Annotated in this window: 1 protein-coding gene; it reads right to left on the bottom strand. The window is 74.0% G+C overall.

Annotation, left to right across the window (positions count from 1 at the left end; translation table 11 throughout):
• On the bottom strand, positions 1 to 24,072 hold the full coding sequence (locus OG410_RS34935; protein ID WP_329302732.1) for a non-ribosomal peptide synthase/polyketide synthase: 24,072 nt from the start codon (positions 24,070 to 24,072) through the stop codon (positions 1 to 3).
• Positions 24,073 to 24,105: the final 33 nt, after the last annotated feature.

Raw genomic sequence — 24,105 nt, 5'->3', positions numbered from 1 at the left:
TCAGTCCTCCTGGTGGTGGGTCGGGGTGTCACCGGTGGCCTCGGCGAGGCGGGCGGCCAGGATCGGTCCGATCTGGGCCAGTGAGCCGGCTTCGGTCATCCGGTTGTGCCGGGTGGTGATCTCGTGCGATTCGATCCGGCCCGCGATGTACGGGCGCCAGGTCGCGGGCCCGGCGTCGTCCCCGTCGCGGTCGATCGTCGAGTTGAACAGCAGCAGGTCGCCGTCGAACCCGGCGGGGACGAAGTCGACCGCCAGCCTCGCGTTGTTGATCATGATGTGGACGATGACCTCGATCTGCTGCTCCGTCAGGCCCTGCAGCGCGCTGCCCCGCCGGTTCAGGACCTCGGCGACCTCGGCGTAGGTCAGCTCCCGGTCGCCCAGCTCGTCCGGGTCGACGTCGAGCACACCGACGAGCACGTCCCGCTCGGTGGGCACGGGCATCTCCTCGAACTGCACGTCCTTCACCGGATAGGCGTCGAGGATGGCCAGCAGCGCGGTCCGCTCGCCGCGCGCCTGCAGCTCACAGGCGACCGCGTGGGCGATCAGCCCGCCGGCCGACCAGCCGAGCAGCAGGTACGGGCCCTCGGGCTGGATCTTGCGGATCTGGTCGGCGTAGTCGGCCGCCATCTCCTCGAAGGACGCCGGCAGGGGTTCGGGCCGGCCCAGGCCGCGCGCCTGGATCGCGTAGACCGGGTGCTGGGGACCGATGTGGTTCAGGAGCCCGCTGTACGACCAGCTGATGCCGCCGCCGGGGTGGATGCAGAACAGCGGCGTGCCGGTCCCGGTCGAACGCAGCGGCAGCACCACGTCCAAGGCGTCGGCGGGGTCGTCCATGACCAGGCGCTCGGTGAGACCGGCCACGGTCGGCGCCTCGAACAGCATGCGCAGGCCGAGCTCCAGGCCGAGGGTCTCGCGGACGCGGGAGGCCAGGCGGGCGGCCAGCAGCGAGTGCCCGCCCAGATCGAAGAAGTTGTCGTCGATGTGCACCTGTTCCCGGCCGAGGACCTCGGCGAAGAGGCCGCACAGCAGCTGCTCCCGCGGCGTCCGGGGGCCGCGTCCGGTGCCCTGCGCCCCGTACTCGGGGGCGGGCAGGGCGGCCCGGTCCAGCTTGCCGTTGGCGGTCAACGGCAGCCTGTCCAGGGTGACGAACGCCGACGGCACCATGTAGTCGGGCAGTTCACGGCGCAGTCGCCCGGAGAGCTCGCCCGTCTCGGGCATGCTCTCGGGGCCGGGCACCAGGTAGGCGACGAGCCGCTTGTCGCCGGACCGGTCCTCGCGGGCGACGACGGCCGCCTGGGCGACGCCCGGGCAGCTCGCGAGGATCGCCTCGATCTCGCCGGGCTCGATCCGCAGGCCGCGGAGCTTGACCTGGTGGTCGGTCCGTCCGGCGAACTCCAGTGTGCCCTCGGCCGGCCACCACGCCAGGTCGCCGGTGCGGTACATCCGGCTCCCGGGCGGCCCGTACGGGTCGGCGGTGAAGCGCTCCGCCGTCAGGCCGGGTCGGCCGAGGTAGCCGCGGGCCACGCCCGTCCCCGCGAGGTACAGCTCGCCGACCAGGCCGGTGGGCACCGGCCGCAGGCGGTCGTCGAGCACGTAGGCGCGCATGTTCGCCATCGGCCCGCCGATCGGCACGGTCGCGGCGTGCTCGGGGAGGCTGTGCACCGGGTGGCGGGTGGCCAGGGTCGTGGCCTCGGTGGGCCCGTAGCCGTTGACCACCTCGATGCCGGGGCAGACCTCCAGCACCCGGGCGACGGCGGCCGGGGAGACCACGTCACCGCCGGTCCACACCTCGCGGACCCCTGCGAGCAGGCCCGGCCGTTCCTCGGCGACCAGCCGGAACAGGCCGGCCGTCAGCCACAGTCCGGTCACCCCGTACGTGCTGATCGTGTGCTGGAGCAGGTCGAGGTCGAGCCGCTCGGGCGGTGCGACCACGACCCGGCCACCGTTGAGCAGCGGCACCCAGAGCTCGTAGGTCGAGAGGTCGAAGGCGGTCGGGGAGTGCATCAGCACCCGCTCGTGTCCGCCGCCGTGGTACTCGGGGGTGAGCGCGAGGCCCACCACGTCGCGGTGGGTGACGGCCACGCCCTTGGGCCGGCCGGTCGAGCCGGAGGTGTACATCACGTACGCCAACTGCCGCTGGTCGCAGCGTACTTCGATGTCAGACGCGTCGGGCTCGCCCTCGATCGACGCGGTCAGCACGTCCTCGGTGAGCACCAGGGCGGCCCCGGCCTCCTGGAGGATCAGGTCGATCCGGGACTGCGGGAAGCGCGAGTCGAGGGGCGCGTAGGCGCCGCCCGCCTTGATGATCGCCAGGAGCGCCACGACGAGGTCCGCCGAGCGGTCCAGCAGCACCGCGACCGGTGTCTCCGGTCGTACGCCCTGGCGGATCAGTGACCGCGCGAGGCGGTTGGACCGCTGGTCGAGTTCCCGGTAGGTCAGCTCGGTGGCGCCCGCCACGACGGCCACCGCGTCCGGGGTGGCGCGCACCTGGCGGGCGAACAGCTCCGGCAGCGCGGCCTCGGGCAGCTCGACCGCGGCGCCGGTGGACCGGGACAGCAGCCGGCGGCGTTCCTCGCCCGACATGATGTCGATCCGGCTGATCGGCCGGCCGGGGTCGGCGACCGCCGCGCGCAGCAGCCGCGCCCAGCGCTCGAACAGCAGCTCCACGGTGGCCGGGTCGAACAGGTCGGTGGCGTACTCCACCGCGCCGACCAGGCCGCCGGGGCCGCCGTCGGGGCGGAACTGCTCGGCCAGGCTGAACGTCAGGTCGACCCGCGAGGTCCCGGTCGACGCCTCCAGGTGGCCGGTCTCCAGGCCCGGCAGGGCGAACTCGCCCACCGGCGCGTTCTGCAGGGCCAGCATGATCTGGAACAGCGGGTGGTGCGACAGCGAACGGGCCGGGTTGACCACCTCGACCAGGTACTCGAACGGCACGTCCTGGTGGTCGTAGGCGGCGAGCGCCTTCTGCCGCACCCGGCCGAGCAGTTCGGCGAAGCCGGGATCGCCGCTCGTGTCGGTGCGCAGCACCAGGGTGTTGACGAAGAAGCCGACGAGGTCGTCCAGCGCCTGGTCGGTACGACCGGCGATCGGGCTGCCCACGGGGATGTCCGTACCGGCACCGAGCCGGGTGAGCAGCGCGGCGAGGCCGGCCTGGAGCACCATGAACATGCTGGCGCCGCGCTCGGCGGCCAGGTCCCGCAGTGCCTGGTGCAGTTCGGGGTCCAGCCGGACCACGACCCGGCCGCCCAGCTGGGAGGCCACCGGCGGCCGGGGCCGGTCGGCGGGCAGCTGCACCTGCTGCGGAATGCCCGCCAGTTCGTCCTTCCAGTAGGCCAGTTGCCGGGCGAACAGGCTGTCCGGGTCGGCGGTGTCGCCGAGCAGGTCGCGTTGCCAGCAGGTGTAGTCGGCGTACTGCACCGGCAGCGGGGACCACTGCGGCTCCTCGCCACGGCAGCGCGCCGTGTAGGCGGCCGCGAGGTCGCCGGAGAGCGGCCCCATCGACCAGCCGTCGGCGGCGATGTGGTGCACCACGACCAGCAGCACGTGCCGGTCGGGCGCGAGCACGTACAGCTCCGCCCGGACCGGCGGCTCCGCCGCCAGGTCGAAGCCTCGCCGGGCCGTCTGCGCCAGCCGCCCGGCCAGCCGGCTCTCGTCGAGCTCGACCACCGGCAGCTCCGGGTGTGCCTGTGAGGCGCTCAGCACGACCTGGTACGGCACACCGTCCGTCTCGCGGAAGACCGTCCGCAGGCTCTCGTGCCGGGCGGTCACGTCCGCGAGCGCGGCGTGCAGGGCCGGGCGGTCGAGCTCGCCGGTCAGACTCAGCGCGAGCGGCATGTTGTAGGTGGCGCTCGGGCCGTCCATCCGGTGCAGGAACCACAGACGGCGTTGGGCGAAGGACAGCGGGACCTTCCCCCAGCCTTCGGCCGGGGGTGCCCCCATGGGTCGCGGCCGGGCGGTCAGCGCGGGCCGCGCCGTGCCGGAGCCGTCGAGGCGGGCCGCCAGTCCGGCCACGGTCGGCGTCTCGAACAGCGTCCGGACCTCGAGCTCCGCGCCGAGGGTCGCCCGGACGCGGGAGGCCAGGCGGGTCGCCAGCAGCGAGTGTCCGCCCAGGTCGAAGAAGCTGTCCTCGACACCGACCTGGGCCAGGCCGAGCACCTCGGCGAACAGCTCGGCCAGGAGCTGTTCCTGCGGGGTCCGCGGCGCCCGCCCGGCTCCGGCCGGGCCCAGGTCGGGCGCGGGCAGCGCGCGGCGGTCGAGCTTACCGCTGGCTGTCAGCGGCAACGTCTCCAGCGCCACGAACGCCGACGGGATCAGGTAGTCGGGCAGTCGCCCGCGCAGCCATTCGCGGAGTTCGCCGATGAGGGCGCCGGTGCCCCGGCTGCCGGTCGGGCGGTTGGTCAGCGACGACAGCGGCGTGCCGGCGGTCCGGGCCGACCGGTACGGCTCGGCCGGGGAGCCGTGATGCGCCCGCGGGCCGGCGAAGACGACGTCCAAGGCGTCGGCCACGGTGGCCGACCAGGTGACGCCCACCCAGCGGTCGAACTCCAGCCCGATGGCCCGGAAGTCCTCCGGGTCCGGGAGTTCGCTCTCCTCCGGCCCGTGCAGCCGCTCCAGCAGTTCGGCGAGCGAGCCGTCGCCGTTCTGCAGTGCCCGGGAAAGGGCGGCCTCGCGCAGCACCCGACGGTTCGGCACTCCGGTGATCCGCAGCACGTCGGCGGGGGCCTGGGCGAGGAGTTCGCGCAGCTCGGCCGGTCCCGCGAGCCGGTGTCCCCACTCCAGCTCGACCGTCCGGCCCGGGGCCGCCGGAACGACCGGGGCCTTGTGCAGCGTCACGTCGTAGCGGTAGCGGGTCAGTTCGTTGTGGTGACGGCCGCGCTTGACCTCCACGGCCACCGCGCCGATGTCCGTGCCGCGCTCCCGCAGGACGGTGAAGAAGTCCGGGTCGACCAGGAGTTCCTTCTCCACCCTGACGGCCTGCTCCACCGCGCGGCGCACCGCCGCGAGGTCACCGTCGGCACCGGTGCGGTGCAGCTGGACCGCGGTGGCCAGCGGGCGCAGCAGCCGCAGGTTGCGGACGTCGCCGACGAAGAGCGTGCCGCCGGGGGCGAGCAGCCGCATCAGCTTCCCGATCACGTCCGCGAGGTAGTCGGCGGACGGGAAGTACTGCACCACCGAGTTGATCACGACGGTGTCGAACCACCCGGCCGGCAGGCCCTCGGTGTCGTGCGCCGGGCGGGTCTGCAGCACCACACGCTCGGCCAGGTCGTCCTGCCGGTCGACCTGCGCGGTCAGCGCGCCGACCGCCGTGGCGGAGAAGTCCGTCGCCCAGTAGGTCTCGCAGTGCGGCGCGATCTGCGAGAGCAACAGTCCGGTGCCGACGCCGACCTCCAGCACCCGGCGGGGGCGCAGGGCCAGGATGCGGGCCACGGTGGCGTCCCGCCACTCCCGCATCTGCTCGACCGGGATCGGGCTCGCGTCGTAACTGCTGTTCCAGCCGACGAAGTTCTGGCCGAAGCCGGCTTCCTCGGGGGTGATGGGCAGGGCGTCGTAGATGTCCTGCCACTCGCCCACGTGGTCCGCTTCCAGGCCACTGTCGCGGGCGTCGTCCTGGTGCGGGACGACGTAGCCGACGAGCCGGTCGTCCTGGGCGAGGACGGCGGCCCGGGCGACGGCGGGGTGCTCGGCCAGCGCCGCCTCGACCTCGCCGGGCTCGATGCGGAAGCCGCGCACCTTCACCTGGTCGTCGGCACGGCCGACGTACTCCAGCTCGCCGTCGTTGCGCCGGCGCACCAGGTCTCCGGTGCGGTACATGCGCTCACCGGACCCGAACGGGCAGGCGACGAACCGTCCGGCCGTCAGGTCCGGCCGGTTCAGGTAGCCGCGCGCCAGTCCCGCACCCGCGACGTACAGCTCCCCCGCCACACCCGTCGGCACCGGCCGCAGCCGCTCGTCCAGCACGTACACCCGGGTGTTGGCGATCGGACGGCCGATCGGCGGGACGCCCGTCCCCGGGGACAGCGGGGCACTCATGGTCGCGCACACCGTGGTCTCGGTCGGACCGTACGCGTTGATCATCCGGCGCCCGGGCGCCCAGCGGTCCACCAGTTCCGGCGGGCACGCCTCACCCGCCACCACCAGCGTCGACATCTGCACCGAGCCCTCCGGCACGGCGGCGAGGACGGACGGGGGCACGGTCACGTGGGTGACCGCGAGGTCCCGGTCGGCCAGCGCGGCCACCGGGTCCGCCGTCGGGGGCAGCACCAGGGCCGCGCCGCGCAGCAGGGCGGTGCAGATCTCCGACACCGAGGCGTCGAAGCTGGGCGAGGCGAACTGGAGCACCCGGCTGTCGGGTTCGATCGCGAACCGCTCGATCTGTGCGGCGACCAGGCTCGCGACTCCGCCGTGGCCGACCACGACGCCCTTGGGGCGGCCGGTCGAGCCCGAGGTGTAGATCACGTAGGCCGGGTGCCGGACGTCGAGCGCGACCACGGGATCGGTGTCCGGCCAGGCGGACACCTCGGTCACCAGCGCCGGGTCGTCGACCATCAGGGCCGGCCGGGCGTCGTCCAGCATGTAAGCGATCCGCGCCGGCGGGTACGCCGGATCCACGGGCAGGTACGCGGCCCCGGCCTTCAGCACACCCAGGACGGCCACCACGGACTCCACCGAGCGCGGCAGGGCCACGGCCACGGTCTGCTCCGGCCCGACGCCCCGGGCGATCAGCGCGTGCGCGAACCGGTTAGCCCGGGCGTTGAGTTGACGGTACGTCAACTCGGTGTCGCCGCACACCAGCGCGAGGGCGTCCGGTGTCGTCGCGACCTGTGCCGCGAACGCCTGCGGCACCGGGACGGCCGCCACCTCGCGGGCGGTCGCGTTGCCCTGCTCCAGCAAACGGTGCCGCTCGTCGGCGTCGAGGAGCTCGATCCGTCCGATCGACCGGTCCGGGTCGGCGGTGACCGCCTCCAGGAGACGCGTCCAGCGCCTGGCGAGCGCCGCGACCGTCGAGCGGTCGAACAGGTCGGTGGCGTACTCCACCGCGCCGACGATCCCCGCCGGACTGCCGTCCGGACCGAACTGTTCGACGAGGCTCACACCGAGGTCGAACTTGGCGGTCCCGGTGGCCACCGCGTAGGTGGCGACGTCCAGGCCGGGCAGGGAGAACCGGCCCATCGGAGCGTTCTGCACCGCCAGGACGGTCTGGAACAGCGGGTGATGGGACAGCGAGCGGGACGGGTTGAGCACCTCCACCAGGTGCTCGAAGGGCACGTCCTGGTGCGCGTACGCCGACAGCGCCGTCTCCCGCACCCGACCCAGCAGCTCGGCGAAACTCGGATCACCGCTCGTGTCGGTGCGCAGCACCAGCGTGTTCACGAAGAACCCGACCAGCTCGTCCAGCGCCTCGTCGGTACGCCCCGCGATCGGAGACCCGATCGGGATGTCCGTGCCCGCACCCAGCCGCGTGTACAGCGCCGCCAACGCCGCCTGCAGCACCATGAACAGGCTCGCGCCCGACTTTCGGGCCAACTCCACCAGTGCCGCGTGCAGTTCGGGGCTCAGCTCCAGGCCGACATGGTCCCCGCGCCAGCCCGCGACGGCCGGCCTCGGCCGGTCGACGGGCAGCCGGAGCAGCTCCGGCAGGTCGGACAGCTGACGCTTCCAGTAGTCGAGCTGCTCGGCGAACCGGCTCTGAGGGTCGGCGGCGTCGCCGAGCAGGTCGCGCTGCCACAGCGTGTAGTCCGCGTACTGCACCGGCATGACCGGCCACTGCGGCGCGCGCCCCTCGCACCGGGCGGCGTACGCCTCGGCCAGGTCGCGGGCCAGCGGGCCGGTGGACCAGCCGTCCCCGGCGATGTGGTGCATCACCAGCAGCAGCACGTGCTCGTCCGGCGCGAGGACGAACAGCTCCGCCCGCAGTGGCGCTTCGGCCTCCAGGTCGAAGGGCTGTCGTGCGAACTCGGCGAGCCGCTCGAACAGTCCGGCCTCCGACACCTCGGTCAGCCGCGCCCGGGGCCGGGCCTCGGCCGGGTCGAGGACGAGCTGGCAGGGTACGCCGTCGACCTCCGGGAAGACCGTCCGCAGGCTCTCGTGCCGGGCCACCACGTCGGCCAGCGCCTCGTCCAGCGCCGCGTGGTCGAGCGTCCCGGTCAGCCGGAGCGCCAGCGGGATGTGGTACGTCGCGGCGGTGCCGTCCATGCGGTGCAGGAACCAGAGTCGGCGCTGGGCGAAGGACAGCGGCACCGCCTCCGGCCGCTCGTGCGTGGTCAGCGCCGGGCGGGCGTGGCCGGCCCCGCCCAGCGCCTCGGCCAGGCCTGCCACGGTGGGCGCCTGGAACAGCTCGCGCAGCGCCACCTCCACTCCGAGCACCGAGCGCACCCGCGCGGCCAGCCGGGTGGCGAGCAGGGAGTGCCCGCCCAGGTCGAAGAAGCCGTCGTCGACCCCGACCCGCGGCACGCCCAGCACCTCGGCGAACAGCTCGCACAGGATCTGCTCCTGCGGCGTGCGCGGCGCCCGGCCGCCGGCGGCCGGGCCCCGCTCGGGCGCGGGCAGCGCCGCCCGGTCCAGCTTCCCGTTCGGCGTCAGCGGCAGCATGTCCAGCACGACGAAGACAGCCGGTACCAGGTAGTCGGGCAGCCTGCCACGCAGGTACGCCGCCAGCTCCGCCGGACGTACGACCGTGCCGGGACGGGCCGCGACGTAGCCGATGAGCCGGTCGTCCTGGGCGAGGACGGCGGCCTGGGCGACGGCGGGGTGCTCGGCCAGCGCCGCCTCGACCTCGCCGGGCTCGATGCGGAAGCCGCGCACCTTCACCTGGTCGTCGGCACGGCCGACGTACTCCAGCTCTCCCCCAGCGCCCCCAGCCATGGGGGTCCCCCCGGACGAAGTCTGGGGGAGGCTGGGAGGTGCCCCCACCGGCCGGGGGGACCCCCAGGTCCGGCGGCGCACCACGTCCCCGGTGCGGTACATGCGTTCACCGGCCCCGAACGGGCAGGCGACGAACCGCCCGGCCGTCAGCCCGGGCCGGTTCAGGTACCCGCGCGCCAGACCGGGGCCGGCGACGTACAACTCCCCCGCCACCCCCGGCGGCACGATGCGCAGTCGCTCGTCGAGGACGTACGCCCGGAAGCCCGCGACCGATCGGCCGATCGGCGGTACACCGCGCCCCGGGGACAGCGGGTCGCTCATGGTCGCGCACACCGTCGTCTCCGTCGGACCGTACGCGTTGATCATCCGCCGGCCCGGCGCCCACCGGGCCACCAGCTCCGGCGTGCAGGCCTCACCGGCCACCACCAGGGTGGCGGCCGTGAGGTCGGAGCTCTCCAGCGCGGCCAGCGCCGAGGGCGGAAGCGTCACGTGGGTGACGTCGAGCCGGCGGTCCGTCAGGGCCTCCAGCGGAGCCTCGGACGGGGCCAGGACGAGGGCGGCGCCGGTGAGCAGGGCGCTGCACAGGTCCCAGAACGACGCGTCGAAGCTGGGTGAGGCGAACTGGAGCACCCGGCTGCCCGGCGCCACGCCGAGCCTCTCGACCTGTGTCGCCACCAGGCCCGACACGCCGGTGTGGCTCACCATGACGCCCTTGGGGCGGCCGGTCGAGCCCGAGGTGTAGATCACGTAGGCCGGGTGCCGGGCGTCCACCACGACATCCGGATCGGTCTCCGGCCGACCGGAAGCCTCGGTCACCAGTGCCGGATCGTCGATCACCACGACCGGCCGCGCGTCGTCCAGCATGAACGCGATCCGCGCCTGCGGGTACGCCGGATCCACAGGCAGGTACGCGGACCCGGCCTTCAGCACGCCCAGGACCGCCACCACCGATTCCACCGACCGCGGCAACGCCACCGCCACGACCTGCTCCGGACCGACGCCCCGGGCGATCAGCGTGTGCGCGAACCGGTTCGCCCGGGCGTCGAGTTGACGGTACGTCATCTCGACATCACCGCAGACGAGCGCGACCGCGTCCGGCGTCGCCGTCACCTGCGCCGCGAACAGCTCCGGCAGGCTCCCCCCGGCCGCCCCGTCCTGGACGGCGGGCAGCAGCTCGCGGCGCTCCTCGGCGGACAGCAGGTCGATCCCGCCGATCGGCCGGTCGGGCGCGGCGGCGACCGCGGCCAGCAGCCTGGTCCACCGGGCGACCAGGGCCTCGACCGTCGAGCGGTCGAACAGGTCGGTGCTGTACTCGACCGCACCGCCGATCCCGGTCGGCGCGCCGTCGGGCCCGTGCTCCTCCGCGAACCCGAAGGTCAGGTCGAGCCGCGCGGTCCCGGTGAGCACGGTCACCCCGGAGACCTGGAGACCCGGCAGCTCGAAGTCGCCGCCCGGCGCGTTCTGCACGACAAGACCGGTCTGGAACAGCGGATGGTGCGACAGCGATCGGGACGGGTTCAGCGCCTCCACCAGGTGCTCGAAGGGCACGTCCTGGTGCGCGTACGCCGACAGCGCCGTCTCCCGCACCCGGCCCAGCAGCTCGGCGAAACTCGGATCACCGCTCGTGTCGGTGCGCAGCACCAGCGTGTTGATGAAGAACCCGACCAGCTCGTCCAGCGCCTCGTCGGTACGCCCCGCGATCGGAGACCCGATCGGGATGTCCGTGCCCGCGCCCAGCCGCGTGTACAGCGCGGCGAGCGCGGCCTGCAGCACCATGAACAGGGTGGCACCCGACCTTCGGGCCAACTCCACCAGTGCCGCGTGCAGTTCGGCGTCGATCCGGAGTTCCAGCAGGTCGCCGCCGTACGACATGGTGGCCGGGCGCGGTCGGTCGGCAGGCAGCTGCAGCTGCTCGGGCAGCCCGGCCAGCGCCTCGGTCCAGTAGGTGACCTGGCGGGCGAACACGCTGTCCGTGTCGTGCTCGTCGCCGAGGATCTCGTGCTGCCACAGGGTGTAGTCGCCGTAGGTGACCGGCAGCGGCGGCCATGCCGGAGCCCCGCCACCCTGCCGGGTGGTGTAGGCGGTGGCCAGGTCACGGGCCAGCGGGCCCATGGACCAGCCGTCCCCGACGATGTGGTGCATCACCAGCAGCAGTACGTGCTCCTGCGGCGCGATGGCGAACAGCTCCGCCCGCAGCGGTACTTCCGAGGTCAGGTCGAACGCCCGTACCGCCGCCTCGCGCAGCAGGCCGGGCACCTCCGCCTCGCCGGCCGCGCGTACGGTCAGCGGGACGGCGGCCTCGCCGGCGTCCAGCACCCGCTGGTACGGGACTCCGGCGGTGTGCGGGAAGACCGTGCGCAGGGTCTCGTGCCGGGTCACCACGTCCGCGAGCGCGGCGCTCAGCGCGGCCCGGTCGAGGTCGCCGGACAGCCGCAGGGCGAGCGGCATGTGGTAGGTCGCGCTCGGCGCCCCGAACTGCTGGAGGAACCAGAGCCGTCGCTGGGCGAACGACAGCGGCATCGGATCGCGGCGGGGCCGGGGTACCAGGGCCTGCCGCGCGGTGCCGGCGTCGTGCAGCCCGGCCGCGAGCCCGGCGGGCGTCGGCGCCCGGAACAGGCTGCGTAGTTCCAGCTCGACCCCGAGGGTCGCCCGGACCCGCGAGACCAGCCGGGTGGCGAGCAGGGAGTGCCCGCCCAGGTCGAAGAAGCCGTCGTCGACCCCGACCCGCGGCACGCCCAGCACCTCGGCGAACAGCTCGCACAGGATCTGCTCCTGCGGCGTGCGCGGCGCCCGGCCGCCGGCGGCCGGGCCCGGCTCGGGCGCGGGCAGCGCCGCCCGGTCCAGCTTCCCGTTCGGCGTCAGCGGCAGCGCGTCGAGCAGTACGAACGCGGACGGGACCATGTAGTCCGGCAGCCGCTCGCGCAGATACGGCGACAGCGTCGCCGGGGTAGCCCCGGCCCCGGCCGACGGGACGACGTACGCGACGATCCGGTCCTCCCTGGCGAGCACCGCGACCTGGGCCACACCCGGGTGCGCGGCCAGCTCGGCCTCGATCTCGCCCGGCTCGACCCGGAACCCGCGGATCTTCACCTGGTGGTCCACCCGGCCCGCGAACTCCAGCTCTCCGTCGGCGCGCCAGCGGACCAGGTCACCGGTGCGGTACATCAGCGCGCCGGCCGGACCGTACGGGCTGGCGACGAACCGCGTGGCGGTGAGCCCGGGCCGGTTCAGGTAGCCGCGGGCGAGTCCCGCCCCGGCGAGGTACAGCTCACCCAGCACGCCGGGGGCGACCGGTCGCAGCGCCGAATCCAGCACGTATGCCTGGCAGTTGGCGATCGGGCGGCCGATCGGCACCGGCAGCGGGCAGTCGGCGGGGTCGGCCGGCAGCAGGTAGGCGGTGATCACATGGGTCTCGGCGGGCCCGTAGTGGTTGTGCAGCTCCCGGCCCGGCCGGCGGGTCTGGAAGCGGCGCACGGCACTGCCCAGACGCATCGCCTCACCGGCCTGAGCGACCAGCCGCAGGCCGGGCAGTTCCAGCCCGGCCTCCTCGGCGGCCTCGGCCAGCGCCTCGACCACCAGGTTGGGCGCGAACAGCTCCTCGACCCCGTGCCGGTCCAGCCAGCGGGCGAACAGCTCGGCGCTGCGGCGCTGCTCCTCGGTCGGCACCACGAGGGTCTTGCCGTACAGCAGCGCGGAGAGCGTCTCCTGCACCGAGACGTCGAAGCTGATCGCGGTGAACTGCGCGGTACGCGTGCCGAGTTCGCCACCGATGGACCTGTGGTGCCACGCCAGCAGGTTCAGCAGCCCGGCGGCGGGCATCACCACGGCCTTGGGCCTGCCGGTGGAGCCCGAGGTGTAGATGACGTAGGCCGGGTGCCGCGGGTCCACGGCGACTGCTGGATCGTGCTCCGGCAGGTCCCCGTCCGGTGTGACGGCCGCGAGGTCGTCGAGCACCACGGCAGGCCGGGCGTCGTCCAGCATGTACGCGATGCGGGCGGCCGGATAGTCCGGATCGACCGGCAGGTACGCCGCACCCGTCTTGAGGACCGCGAGGACGGCGACCACCAGCTCGGTCGACCTCGGCAGCCGCAGGGCGACGACCTGCTCCGGCCCCACCCCGCGCGCGATCAGCGCGTGCGCCAGGCGGTTGGCCCTGCGGTTCAGCTCCCGGTAGGTCAGCACGGTGTCCTCGAACACCACCGCCTGGGCCTCGGGGGTCGCACGCACCTGCGCCTCGAACAGAGCGGGCAGGCCGGCATCGGGAGCCGGGCAGGCGGTGTCGTTGCGTACGACCAGCAGCTCGTGCCGTTCCTCGGCGGTGAGGACGTCGATCCGGCTCAGCGGCCGGTCCGGCTCGGCGACCACCGACGCCAGCAGACGCAGCCACCGGGCGACCAATGCCTCCACCGTGGCGGGGTCGAAGAGGTCGGTGCTGTACTCGACCCGCCCGACGATGCCCTCGGCCGGCCCGCCGGTGCCGTCGCGCTCCAGCAGGTGGAAGCCGAGGTCGAACATCGCCGTCGGCGTCCGCACCAGGACGATCTCGGCGGCCAGACCGTCCAGCGCGAACTCGGTGCGGGGCACGTTCTGCAGCGCGAGCAGCACCTGGAACAGCGGCTGACGGGCGAGCGACCGGGACGGGTTGAGGGCCTCGACGACGTGCTCGAACGGCAGGTCCTGGTGCGCGTACGCGGCCAGCGCGCCCTCGCGGACCCGGCCGAGGAGCTCGGCGAACGTCGGATCGCCACCGGTGTCCGTGCGGAGCACCAGGGTGTTGACGAAGAATCCGACGAGGTCGTCCAGGGCCTCGTCGGTCCGGCCCGCGATCAGGCTGCCGACCGGGATGTCCGTTCCCGCGCCGAGCTTGTCCAGCAGCGATGCCAGGGCGGCCTGCAGCACCATGTACACGCTGGCGCCGTGCTCCCGGCCCAGCCGGATCAGCCCGGCGTGCAGTTCGGCGTCCAGTTCGATTGCGAGGTGGCCGCCGGAGCAGGAGGGGGTCGCGGGGCGAGGGCGGTCGGCGGGGAGCCGGATCTGCTCCGGCAGGTTTGCCAACTGCTCGGTCCAGTAGGCCTGCTGGCGGGCGAAGAGGCTGTCCTGGTCGGCCGGGTCGCCGAGCAGCTCCTGCTGCCACAGGGTGTAGTCGGCGTACTGCACCGGCAGCGGTGCCCACCCCGGTTCCTCGCCCTGGCGGCGTGCCGCGTACGCGGTGGCCAGGTCGGCGGCCAGCGGGCCCAGCGACCAGCCGTCACCGGCGATGTGGTGCATCACCAGGAGCAGCACGTGCTCGTCCGCCGAAACCTCGAACACCTCGGCGCGCAGCGGCGGTTCGGCCGCAATGTCGAATCCGCGCGCCGCGGCCCCCGCCAGCAGTTCCGGCAGGACCGTCTCGTCGGCCGTGGTGACCGACAGCCTCGGGCACGCCTCCGCGGTGGCCAGCACCTGCTGGTGGGGCACTCCGTCCACGGCCGGGAAGACCGTGCGCAGGGTTTCGTGCCGGTCGACGACGTCGCCCAGCGCCGCCTCCAGGGCCGCCAGGTCCAGTGGCCCCGAGAGCCGCCACGCGAGCGGCATGTTGTAGACCGAGTCGGCGCCCTCCAGCTGGCGCAGGAACCACAGCCTCCGTTGAGCGGACGACAGCGGCACCATCCCCCGGCCTTCGGCCGGGGGTGCCCCCACGGGCCGCTCCGCCCGCCCCAGGGCGAGCCGGGCCCGGTCCGCGCCGCCCAACCCGGCGGCCAGCCCGGCCACCGTCGGGGTCTGGAACAGGGTGCGCAGCGCCAGTTCCACGCCCAGGGCCGCACGGACCCGGGCCACCAACCGGGTGGCCAGCAGGGAGTGCCCGCCGAGGTCGAAGAAGTCGTCGTCGACACCGACCTGAGGCAGGCCCAGCACCTCTGCGAACAGCCCTGCCAGCACGTGTTCCTGAGGAGTGTGCGGGGCCCGGCCGCCCCGCGACGCCGCGTACTCCGGCTCGGGCAGGGCGCGCCGGTCCAGCTTGCCGCTGGCGTTCAGCGGCAGTACGTCGAGGGCGACGAACGCGGCCGGCACCATGTAGTCGGGCAGCCGCTCGCGCAGGTGCGCCCGCAGGTCTTCCGGCCGAAGCTCCGCCCCGGTGGCGGGCACCAGGTAGGCGACCAGGCGGGTGTCCCCCGCCCGGTCCTGCCGGACGGTCACGGCGGCCTGCGCGACCTGCGGGTGTTCCGCCAGTGCCGCCTCGATCTCGCCGAGCTCGATCCGGAATCCCCGGAGCTTCACCTGGTCGTCGATGCGGCCGAGGAACTCCAGGTTCCCGTCCGGTCCCCACCGCACCAGGTCACCGGTGCGGTACATCCGCGAACCGCCGGGACCGAACGGGTCCGCCACGAACCGTCCCGCGGTCAGGCCCGGCCGGTTCAGGTAGCCGCGCGCCAGCCCCGCACCGGCGATGTACAGCTCACCCGGCACACCTGCGGGAACCGGCTGCAACGCGGCGTCGAGCACGTGCAACCGGACACCGCCGAGCGGGCGGCCGATCACCTGGCGCGGGCTCGACTCCAGCGGTGCGACGGTCGAGTCCACCGTGCACTCGGCCGGCCCGTAGTAGTTCAGGGCGAACACCCCGTCGGCCGCCCGCAACCGTTCCCACAGTTGCTCCGGAACGGTCTCCCCGCCCAGCCCGACCAGCGACGGACGCCACCGCGGGTTGTCCAACAGGCCGTGGTCGACGAGGACTTGCAGGTAGGACGGGGTACCGCCGACCGTGTCCAGCCCGGCCCGCGCCGCGTACTCGAGGTAGGCGTCCGGGTCGGTCCAGGTCGCCTCGTCCAGGACGTGCAGCTCGTGGCCGGCGTACAGGGCGAACATCTGGTCGCAGGAGGCGTCGAACGACACCGACGTGGTCAGCCCCATCCGTACCCGCTCCCCCGTCCGGAAGACCAGCGGACACTGGTTGGCGAACAGGTTGGACAGGCCACCGTGTGTCGCCACCACGCCCTTGGGCCTGCCGGTGGAACCGGAGGTGTAGATGACGTAGGCCGGATGGCCCGGGTCGATGGCGACCGCAGGGTCCGTCGACGGGCACCCCACCACCAGCGCGGTCGTCTCCGGGTCGTCGGCCACCAGCCATCCGGCGGGACCGGTGTCCGGCAGCCGGCCCCGGGTGCGGGTGTCGGTCACCACCAGGACCGGTCGGGTGTCGTCGAGCATGTACGCGATCCGCGCGGCCGGGTACTCCGGATCGACCGGAACGTACGCGGCGCCGGTCTTCAGCACCGCGAGGATCGTCACCACCAGCTGGGCCGAGCGCGGCAGCGCCACCGCCACCAGCCGCTCCGGCCCCGCACCCCGCGCGATCAGGGCGTGCGCCAGCCGGTTCGCCCGCGCGTCCAACTCCCCGTAGGTCAGCGATGCTTCCGGCCCCACCAGCGCGACGGCGTCCGGAGTCGCACGCACCTGAGCCCGGAAGAGCTCCGGCAGGCTCTCGGTGAAGGCCTGGGCCGCCGGGCCGGTACCCAGCGCCGTCAACTCACCGTGCTCCTCGGCGGTGAGCAGGCCGAACCGGCTGAGCCGCCGCTGCGGGTCGGCGACCACGGCGCGGAGCAGCCGCTCCCACCGCTCGATCATCGTCTCGACGGTGGCCGGGTCGTACAGGTCGCCGGTGTACTCGACAGACCCGTCGATCCCCTCCGGGGAGCCGTCCTGCGCGTGCCGCTCGGACATGGTGAAGATCAGGTCGAGCTTGGCGGTGGTCGACGTCGACGGCATGTCGCCGACGCGCAGCCCGGACGGCGCGAAGTCGGCCCGGGGCGCGTTCTGCAGCACCAGCATGACCTGGAACAGCGGGTGGTGCGCCAGCGACCGGACCGGGTTGAGGGCCTCGACCAGGTACTCGAACGGAAGGTCCTGGTGCGCGTACCCGGCCAGCGCGGTCTCCCGGACCCGGCCCAGCAGTTCGGCGAACGTCGGATCGCCCGAGGTGTCGGTACGGAACACCAGGGTGTTGACGAAGTAGCCGACCAGCTCGTCCTGCGCCTGGTCGGTACGGCCCGCGACCGGGCTGCCGACCGGGATGTCGTCGCCCGCGCCGAGCTTGCTCAGCAGCACTGCAAGACCGGCCTGGAGCACCATGAACAGACTGGTGCCGTGGGCGCGGGCGAGTTCGCGCAGCCCGCGGTGCAGCTCGGCGTCCAGCCCGGCACGCACGGAACCGCCCCGGTGCGAGGCGACCGCCGGGCGGGGCCGGTCGCCGGGCAGCCGGAGCTGCTCGGGCAGATCGGCCAGCTGCCGGGTCCAGTAGGCCGCCTGGCGGGCGAACAGGCTGTCCCCGTCGGCCGCGTCGCCGAGCAGCTCGTGCTGCCACAGGGTGTAGTCGGCGTACTGGACCGGCAGCTCCTCCCACTGCGGCTCCTCGCCGCGGCGGCGCGCCGCGTAGGCGGTGGTCAGGCCCTGCGCGAGCGAGCCCAGCGACCAGCCGTCACCCGCGATGTGGTGGAGGACCACCTGGAACACGTGCTCGTCCGCCGCCAGCTCGAACAGCCCGGCACGCAGGGGCACATCGGCCGCCAGGTCGAACCGACGGGCCTTCGCTTCCGCCATGGCGTTCGGCAGCTCGGACTCGGTGGTCCGGCTGACGAGCAGCCGCGGGCGGGATGCCTCGACCTCCAGCACCTGCTGGTACGGCACTCCGTCGACCGCCGGGAAGACGGTGCGCAGGCTCTCGTGCCGCTCGACCACATCCGCCACGGCGGACTCCAGGGCGCGCCGGTCCAGATCCCCGGACAGCCGCCAGGCCAGGGAGATGTGGTAGTTCGCGCCGGCGCCCTCCAGCTGGTGCAGGAACCACAGCCGCCGCTGCGCGAACGACAGCGGGATCGCCTCGGGGCGTTCGCGCCGTGCCAGGGCGGTCTGCGCCGGTCCGGCCGCCACCAGGGCGGCGGCCAGGCCGACCGGGGTCGGCGCCTCGAACAGGGTGCGCAGCGGCATTTCCACGCCGAGCGTCGCGCGGATCCGGGCGGCCAGGCGGGTGGCCAGCAGCGAGTGCCCGCCCAGGTCGAAGAAGCCGTCCTCGACGCCGGCCGACACCACGCCCAGGACCTCGGCGAACAGCTCGCAGAGGACCTGCTCCTGCGGGGTGCGCGGCGCGCGGGCGGTTGCCGTCGGGGCGAGGTCGGGGGCGGGCAGGGCCCGCTGGTCCAGCTTGCCGTTGGCGGTCAGCGGCAGCGTGTCCAGCACGACGAACGCCGACGGCACCATGTGTTCCGGCAACCGCTCGCACAGGTGCCCACGCAGGTCGGCCGGACTCGGTACGGCGCCCGCGGCCTGCACCAGGTACGCGACCAGCCGGGTGTCGTCGGCCCGGTCCTGCCGGGCCAGGACGGCGACCTGGGCGACGCCGGGGTGCTCGGCCAGCGCCGCCTCGATCTCGCCGAGCTCGATCCGGAAGCCGCGCACCTTCACCTGCTGGTCGGCCCGGCCGACGTAGTGCAGGCTGTGGTCCGCCGCGCGGCGCACCACGTCGCCACTGCGGTACATCCGCGATCCCGGCGGTCCGAACGGGTCGGCCACGAAGCGCCCGGCGGTCAGGCCGGGCCGGTTCAGGTAACCGCGCGCCGGCCCTGAACCCGCGACGTACAGCTCGCCGGGCACACCCGGGGCCACCGGCCGCAGGTGGGCGTCCAGCACGTACGTCCGCAGGTCCGGAAGGGCCGTGCCGATCCCGCCGACGGCGCCGCCGGACCGGTCGAGCGCCGCGTACGTGACGTGCACCGTGGTCTCGGTGATGCCGTACATGTTGACCAGCAGCGGCGCGTCGTCCGGGTGCCGCTCGTACCAGCTCGCCAGCCGGGCGTGCTCCAGCGACTCACCGCCGAACACCACCGTGCGCAGCGCGAGCGGGCGGCCGGTCTCCGGGGCCTCCGCGTCCGCCTGCATCAGCTGGTAGAACGCGGACGGCGTCTGGTTGAGCACGGTCACCCGCTCGCGGGCGAGGAGCTCCAGGAAGCGGCCGGGCGAGCGGCTGGTCTCGTGGTCCACGACCACCAGACGGCCGCCGTACAGCAGCGGGCCCCACAACTCCCACACCGAGAAGTCGAAGGCGTAGGAGTGGAAGAGCGTCCAGACGTCCTGGGCGGAGAAGCCGAACAGCTTCTCGGTCGTGCCGAACAGCCGCACCACGTTCCGGTGCGTGACCACCACGCCCTTGGGGTTGCCGGTGGACCCGGAGGTGTAGATGACATAGGCGGGGTGGCCCGGGTCGAGGGAGACCTCCGGGTCGGTGTCCGGCAGCCCGTCCAGGTCGGCGGTGTCCAGCAGCAGCCGGTCCACCGGGTCCGCGCCCGGCAGGTCGCCGGTCCGGCTCGTGGTCACGAGGAGCGCGGGCCGGGCGTCCTGGAGCAGGTAGGCGATCCGGGCGGCCGGGTACTGCGGGTCCACCGGCAGGTAGGCGCCGCCCGCCTTCAGCACGGCGAGCACCGCCACGACCTGCTCCGCCGAGCGCGGCAGGGCCAGTGCCACGCGCTGCTCCGGCCCCACCCCCCGGTCGATCAGGGCGTGCGCGAGCCGGTTCGCGCGGGCGTTCAACTCGCCGTACGTCAGGGTGACTTCGCCGTCGGTGAGGGCGACGGCGGCCGGGTTCGCCCGTACCTGTCGCTCGAACAGCGCGGTCAGGCTGCTCTCCGACGACCCCTCGCTCCGGTCGGTACGCGCCGGGAACAGCGCGCGGAGCTCGTCGGCGGACAGCACGTCCACCTGGCCGATCCGCCGGCCGGGGTCGGCGACGACGGCGCACAGCAGCCGCAGCCACCGCTCGACGATCCCGGTCACGGTGGCCTCGTCGAACAGGTCGGTGCTGTACTCCACCACGCCCGACAGGCCGTCCTCACCCGGCTGTTCGGCCAGGATGAAGGTCAGGTCGCACTTGGCCGTCCCGGTGTGGACCAGGTCGGTCGCCACCCGCAATCCCGGTAGGTCGAACGTGCCGAGCGGCGCGTTCTGCAGGGCGAGCATGGTCTGGAACAGCGGGTGGTGCGCCAGCGTCCGGGTCGGGTTGAGCGCCTCCACCAGGTGCTCGAAGGGCACATCCTGGTGCGCGTACGCGGCCAGCGCGCCGGCCCGCACCCTGCCCAGCAGTTCGGTGAACGACGGGTCGCCGGAGAGGTCGGTGCGCAGCACCAGGGTGTTGACGAAGAAGCCGACCAGGCCGTCCGCGGCCTCGTCGGTGCGTCCGGCGATCGGCGTGCCCACGGGTACGTCGGTGCCCGCGCCCAGCTTGCCCAGCAGGGCGGCCAGCCCGGCCTGGAGCACCATGAAGAGGCTGGCCCCGCCGTCCCGGGCGAGCACGCGCAGGCCCTGGTGCAGCTCGGCGTCGATCCGCACCGGCAGGTGGGCGCCCCGATAGGACATCGCCGCCGGCCGGGGCCGGTCGAACGGCAGCTCGACCTGCTCAGGAAGATCCGCCAACTGATCCCGCCAGTAGACGAGTTGACTGTTCAGCAGACTGCCCGGGTCCGCGCCGTCGCCCAGCAGTTCCCGCTGCCAGAGGGTGTAGTCGGCGTACTGGACCGGCAGCGGCGACCACTCCGGCTTCGCCCCCTCGGCACGGGCCGCGTAGGCGCTCGTCAGATCCCGCAGGAGCGGCCCCGTCGACCAGCCGTCACCGGCGATGTGGTGCACCACCAGCAGCAGCACGTGCTCCTCGGCGCCGAGCCGGAACAGTTCGGCGCGCAGCGGCGACTCCTCGGAGAGCTCGAAGCCGTGCCGGGCCGCCTCCGCCAGCCGCTCCGGCAGGTCACGCTCGCCCACTTCGGTCACCCGCAGCCGCGGCCGTGCCGCGCCCGGGTCCAGCACCCGCTGGCAGGGCACGCCGTCGAGCACCGGGAAGACGGTGCGCAGGCTCTCGTGCCGTTCGACCACGTCCGCCAGGGCGGCTTCCAGGGCCCGCTGGTCCAGGTTCCCGGACAGCCGCAGCGCCAGCGGGATGTTGTACGTGGCGCTCGGGCCCTCCATGCGGTGCAGGAACCACAGCCGGCGCTGCGCGAAGGACAGCGGAACCGCCTCGGGCCGCTCGCACCGCCGCAGAGCCGGCCGCGCCCGGCCCGCGACGTCCACCGCCGCCGCCAGTTCCGCGACCGTCGGCGCGTCGAACAGGTCGCCGAGCCGCAGCTCCACGCCGAGGATCGAGCGGACCCGGGCGACCAGTCGGGTGGCCAGCAGGGAGTGCCCGCCGAGGTCGAAGAAGCTGTCGTCCAGCCCGGGCTCGGACACCCCGAGCACCTCGGCGAACAGCCCGACGAGCAGGTGTTCGGTCGCGGTGCGCGGTGCCCGGCCCGGCGCGGCGGGCGCTCGCTCGGGCGCCGGGAGGGCCCGCCGGTCGAGCTTGCCGTTCGGGGTCAGCGGCAGCGCGTCCAGCAGCACGTACGCGGCCGGCACCAGCTGCCGGGGCAGCCGGTCCCGCAGGTGGTCGCGCAGGGCGGTGTCGGTCACGGTGGCGCCGGGCTCGGGCACCGCGTAGGCGACCAGCCGGGATTCCCCCTCGGTGCGCACCGTCACGGCGGCCCGGGCGACCTGCGGGTGCTCGGCGAGGACGGCCTCGATCTCGCCGAGCTCGACCCGGAAGCCGCGGATCTTGACCTGGTCGTCGGTGCGGCCGAGGAACTCCAGGTTCCCGGCCTCGTCCCAGCGCACCAGGTCCCCGGTGCGGTACATCCTCGACCCGCTCGGCCCGGACGGGTCGGCGACGAACCGCCCGGCGGTCAGCCCCGGCCGGTCGAGGTAGCCGCGGGCCAGCCCCGCGCCCGCGATGTACAGCTCACCCGCCGCACCGGTCGGCAGCGGCCGCAGGGCACTGTCGAGCACGTACAGCCGGGCGTTGGTGACGGGCCGGCCGATCACCGGGCGTGCGTTCGGACCCAGCTTCGCGACCACCGAGTTGACGGTGCATTCGGACGGCCCGTAGAGGTTGAGGCAGGATGTCCCCTCCGCCGCCCGCAGCTGCTCCCACAGCCGCTCCGGGACGGCCTCGCCGCCCACCGCGACCAGTGCCGGGCGCCACTGCGGGTCGCTCAACAGCCCGTGGGAGACGAGCACTTGGAGATAGGACGGGGTGGCTTCGATGTAGTCCAGTCCGCACCGCGCCGCGTAACCGACGAAGGCGTCGGGGTCGGTCCAGGTCGCGTGCTCCAGGACGTGCAGCTCGTGGCCCCCGAACAGGGCGAGCAACTGGTTCCAGGAGGCGTCGAAGGACACCGAGGTGGTCAGCGCCACCCGCAGCCGCTGCCGTGCCTTCAGCACCGGCGCGAAGTGCACCTGCCGGAGGTCGGCGAGCAGGTCGAGCAGGCCGCCGTGGGTCGGCAGCACGCCCTTGGGCCTGCCGGTGGAACCGGAGGTGTAGATGACGTACGCCGGGTGACCCGGGTCGACGGCCACCATCGGGTCGGCCGCCGGGCAGTCCGCCACCAGGGCGGCCGTCTCAGGGGCGTCGAGCACCAGCCGGTCGGCAGGACCGCTGTCCGGCAGGCGGTCCCCGCTGCGGGAGTCGGTGACCACCAGCGTCGGCCGCGCGTCGTCGAGCAGGTACGCGATCCGGGCGGCCGGGTACTCGGGGTCGACCGGAACGTACGCCGCGCCGGTCTTCAGCACCGCGAGGATCGCCACCACCAGCTCCGCCGAGCGCGGCAGCGCCACCGCCACCAGCCGCTCCGGCCCCGCACCCCGCGCGATCAGGGCGTGCGCCAGCCGGTTCGCCCGCGCGTCCAGTTCCGCGTAGGTCAGCGAGGCGTCACCGCACACCAGCGCGACCAGCTCCGGAGTCGCCCGGACGTGCTCCCGGAACAGCTCCGGCAGGCTCTCGGCCGGGGCCGGCGCCACCGGCCCGGCGCCGAGCGCCGCCAGCTCGCGGCGCTCCTCGGCGGTGAGCAGTTCGATCCGCCCCACCGGCTCGTCCGGGTCGCAGTCCGCGACGGCGTCGAACAGGGCGAGCAGCCGCTGCTGGTGCGCGGCGAGGTCGTCGTCGCCGTACGCTTCCGGCGAGCCGTGCAGCCGGAGCAGCGGCGGGTTGCCGTCCCGGTAGTCGAAGACCCAGACGGCGAGGTCGGTGGTCGACCCGGACACGAAGTGGTGCACGGAGGCCGGGTGCCCGGCGAAGCTCGGCCTGGAGTTGAAGGCCATGATGTTGACGATCAGCGGGAACGCCGTCCCGATGCTGCCGGGGGCGCCGAGGTCCCGCAGCAGGTCCTCGCTGCGGTAGCGCTCGTGCGCGACGGCCGTCTCGACCTCCCGCGCCGCCTGGGCGACGAGTTCGCGCCACGGCATGTCCGGCCGCACCGTCAGCCGCAGCGGCACCACGTTGGACGTCGTGCCCGGCACCGCCGTCAGGTCGCGGTCGGCGCCCCGACGGGCGGTGACGGGCAGGGCGAGCACCACGTCCTGGTTGCCGGTCAGCCGGTGGGCGTAGAGCGCCGTCGCCGCGACCACCAGCCGGGACCACCGGACGCCGGAACGTCCGGCCGCCGCCCGCAGGGCGTCCGGGCGGCGCAGTTCCCGCTCCTCGGCCAGCCGGAGGGCGCGGTGCGGGTCGGTCGCGGAGGCGTCGGTGAGCCGGGTCGGGGCGGGCAGGTCGGCGAAGCGCTCGGTCCAGTAGGCGCGGTCGGCGGCGAAGTCGGTGGAGGCGCGGTAGGCGGCGTCGCTGTCGACCAGGTCCCGCAGCGAGCCGAACGGGCAGGGCGGCACGGCGCCGCCCTCGGCCAGTGCCGAGTACACCTCGCCGACCCGCTGCCGGAGCATGGAGCTGCTGATCGCGTCCAGCACCACGTGGTGGTAGTTCAGGTACCAGAGGTACTCCGTCGGCGACGCCTTGATCAGCGCGTGGCCGAACAGCGGGTCACGGGCGAGGTCCAGCGGGCGCAGCAGGTCCCGCTCCATCCATTCCACGGCCGCCGCCCGGGGGTCGGGCTCCCCGCTGAGGTCGAGGTGGGCCGGAGCCCAGTCCCAGCTCTCCCTGAGGACCTGGCGCGGGCCCTCGCCGCCGTCGACGAAGGTCACGTGCAGGGCGTCGACCTCGCCGACCACCCGGCGCAGCGCGGTCTCGAACAGCTCCCGGTCCACCGGCCCGTGGATCTCCAGGCACTCGCCGACGCGGTAGCCCGGGATCGGCGTCCGGGAACTCTGCTCGGCAAGCCAGATCTCGCGCTGGGCCGCTGTCAGGGGAAGGGAGTCGCCGTCGGGACGGGGCATGGGGGGATACCTCCGGGAGTGGGACAGACGTGG

It is taken from the genome of Streptomyces sp. NBC_00659, assembly GCF_036226925.1.
Lineage (GTDB): Bacteria > Actinomycetota > Actinomycetes > Streptomycetales > Streptomycetaceae > Streptomyces.
The sequence above is the reverse complement of the archived record's forward strand: the minus strand, read 5'-3'. Positions and strand labels throughout refer to the sequence as shown.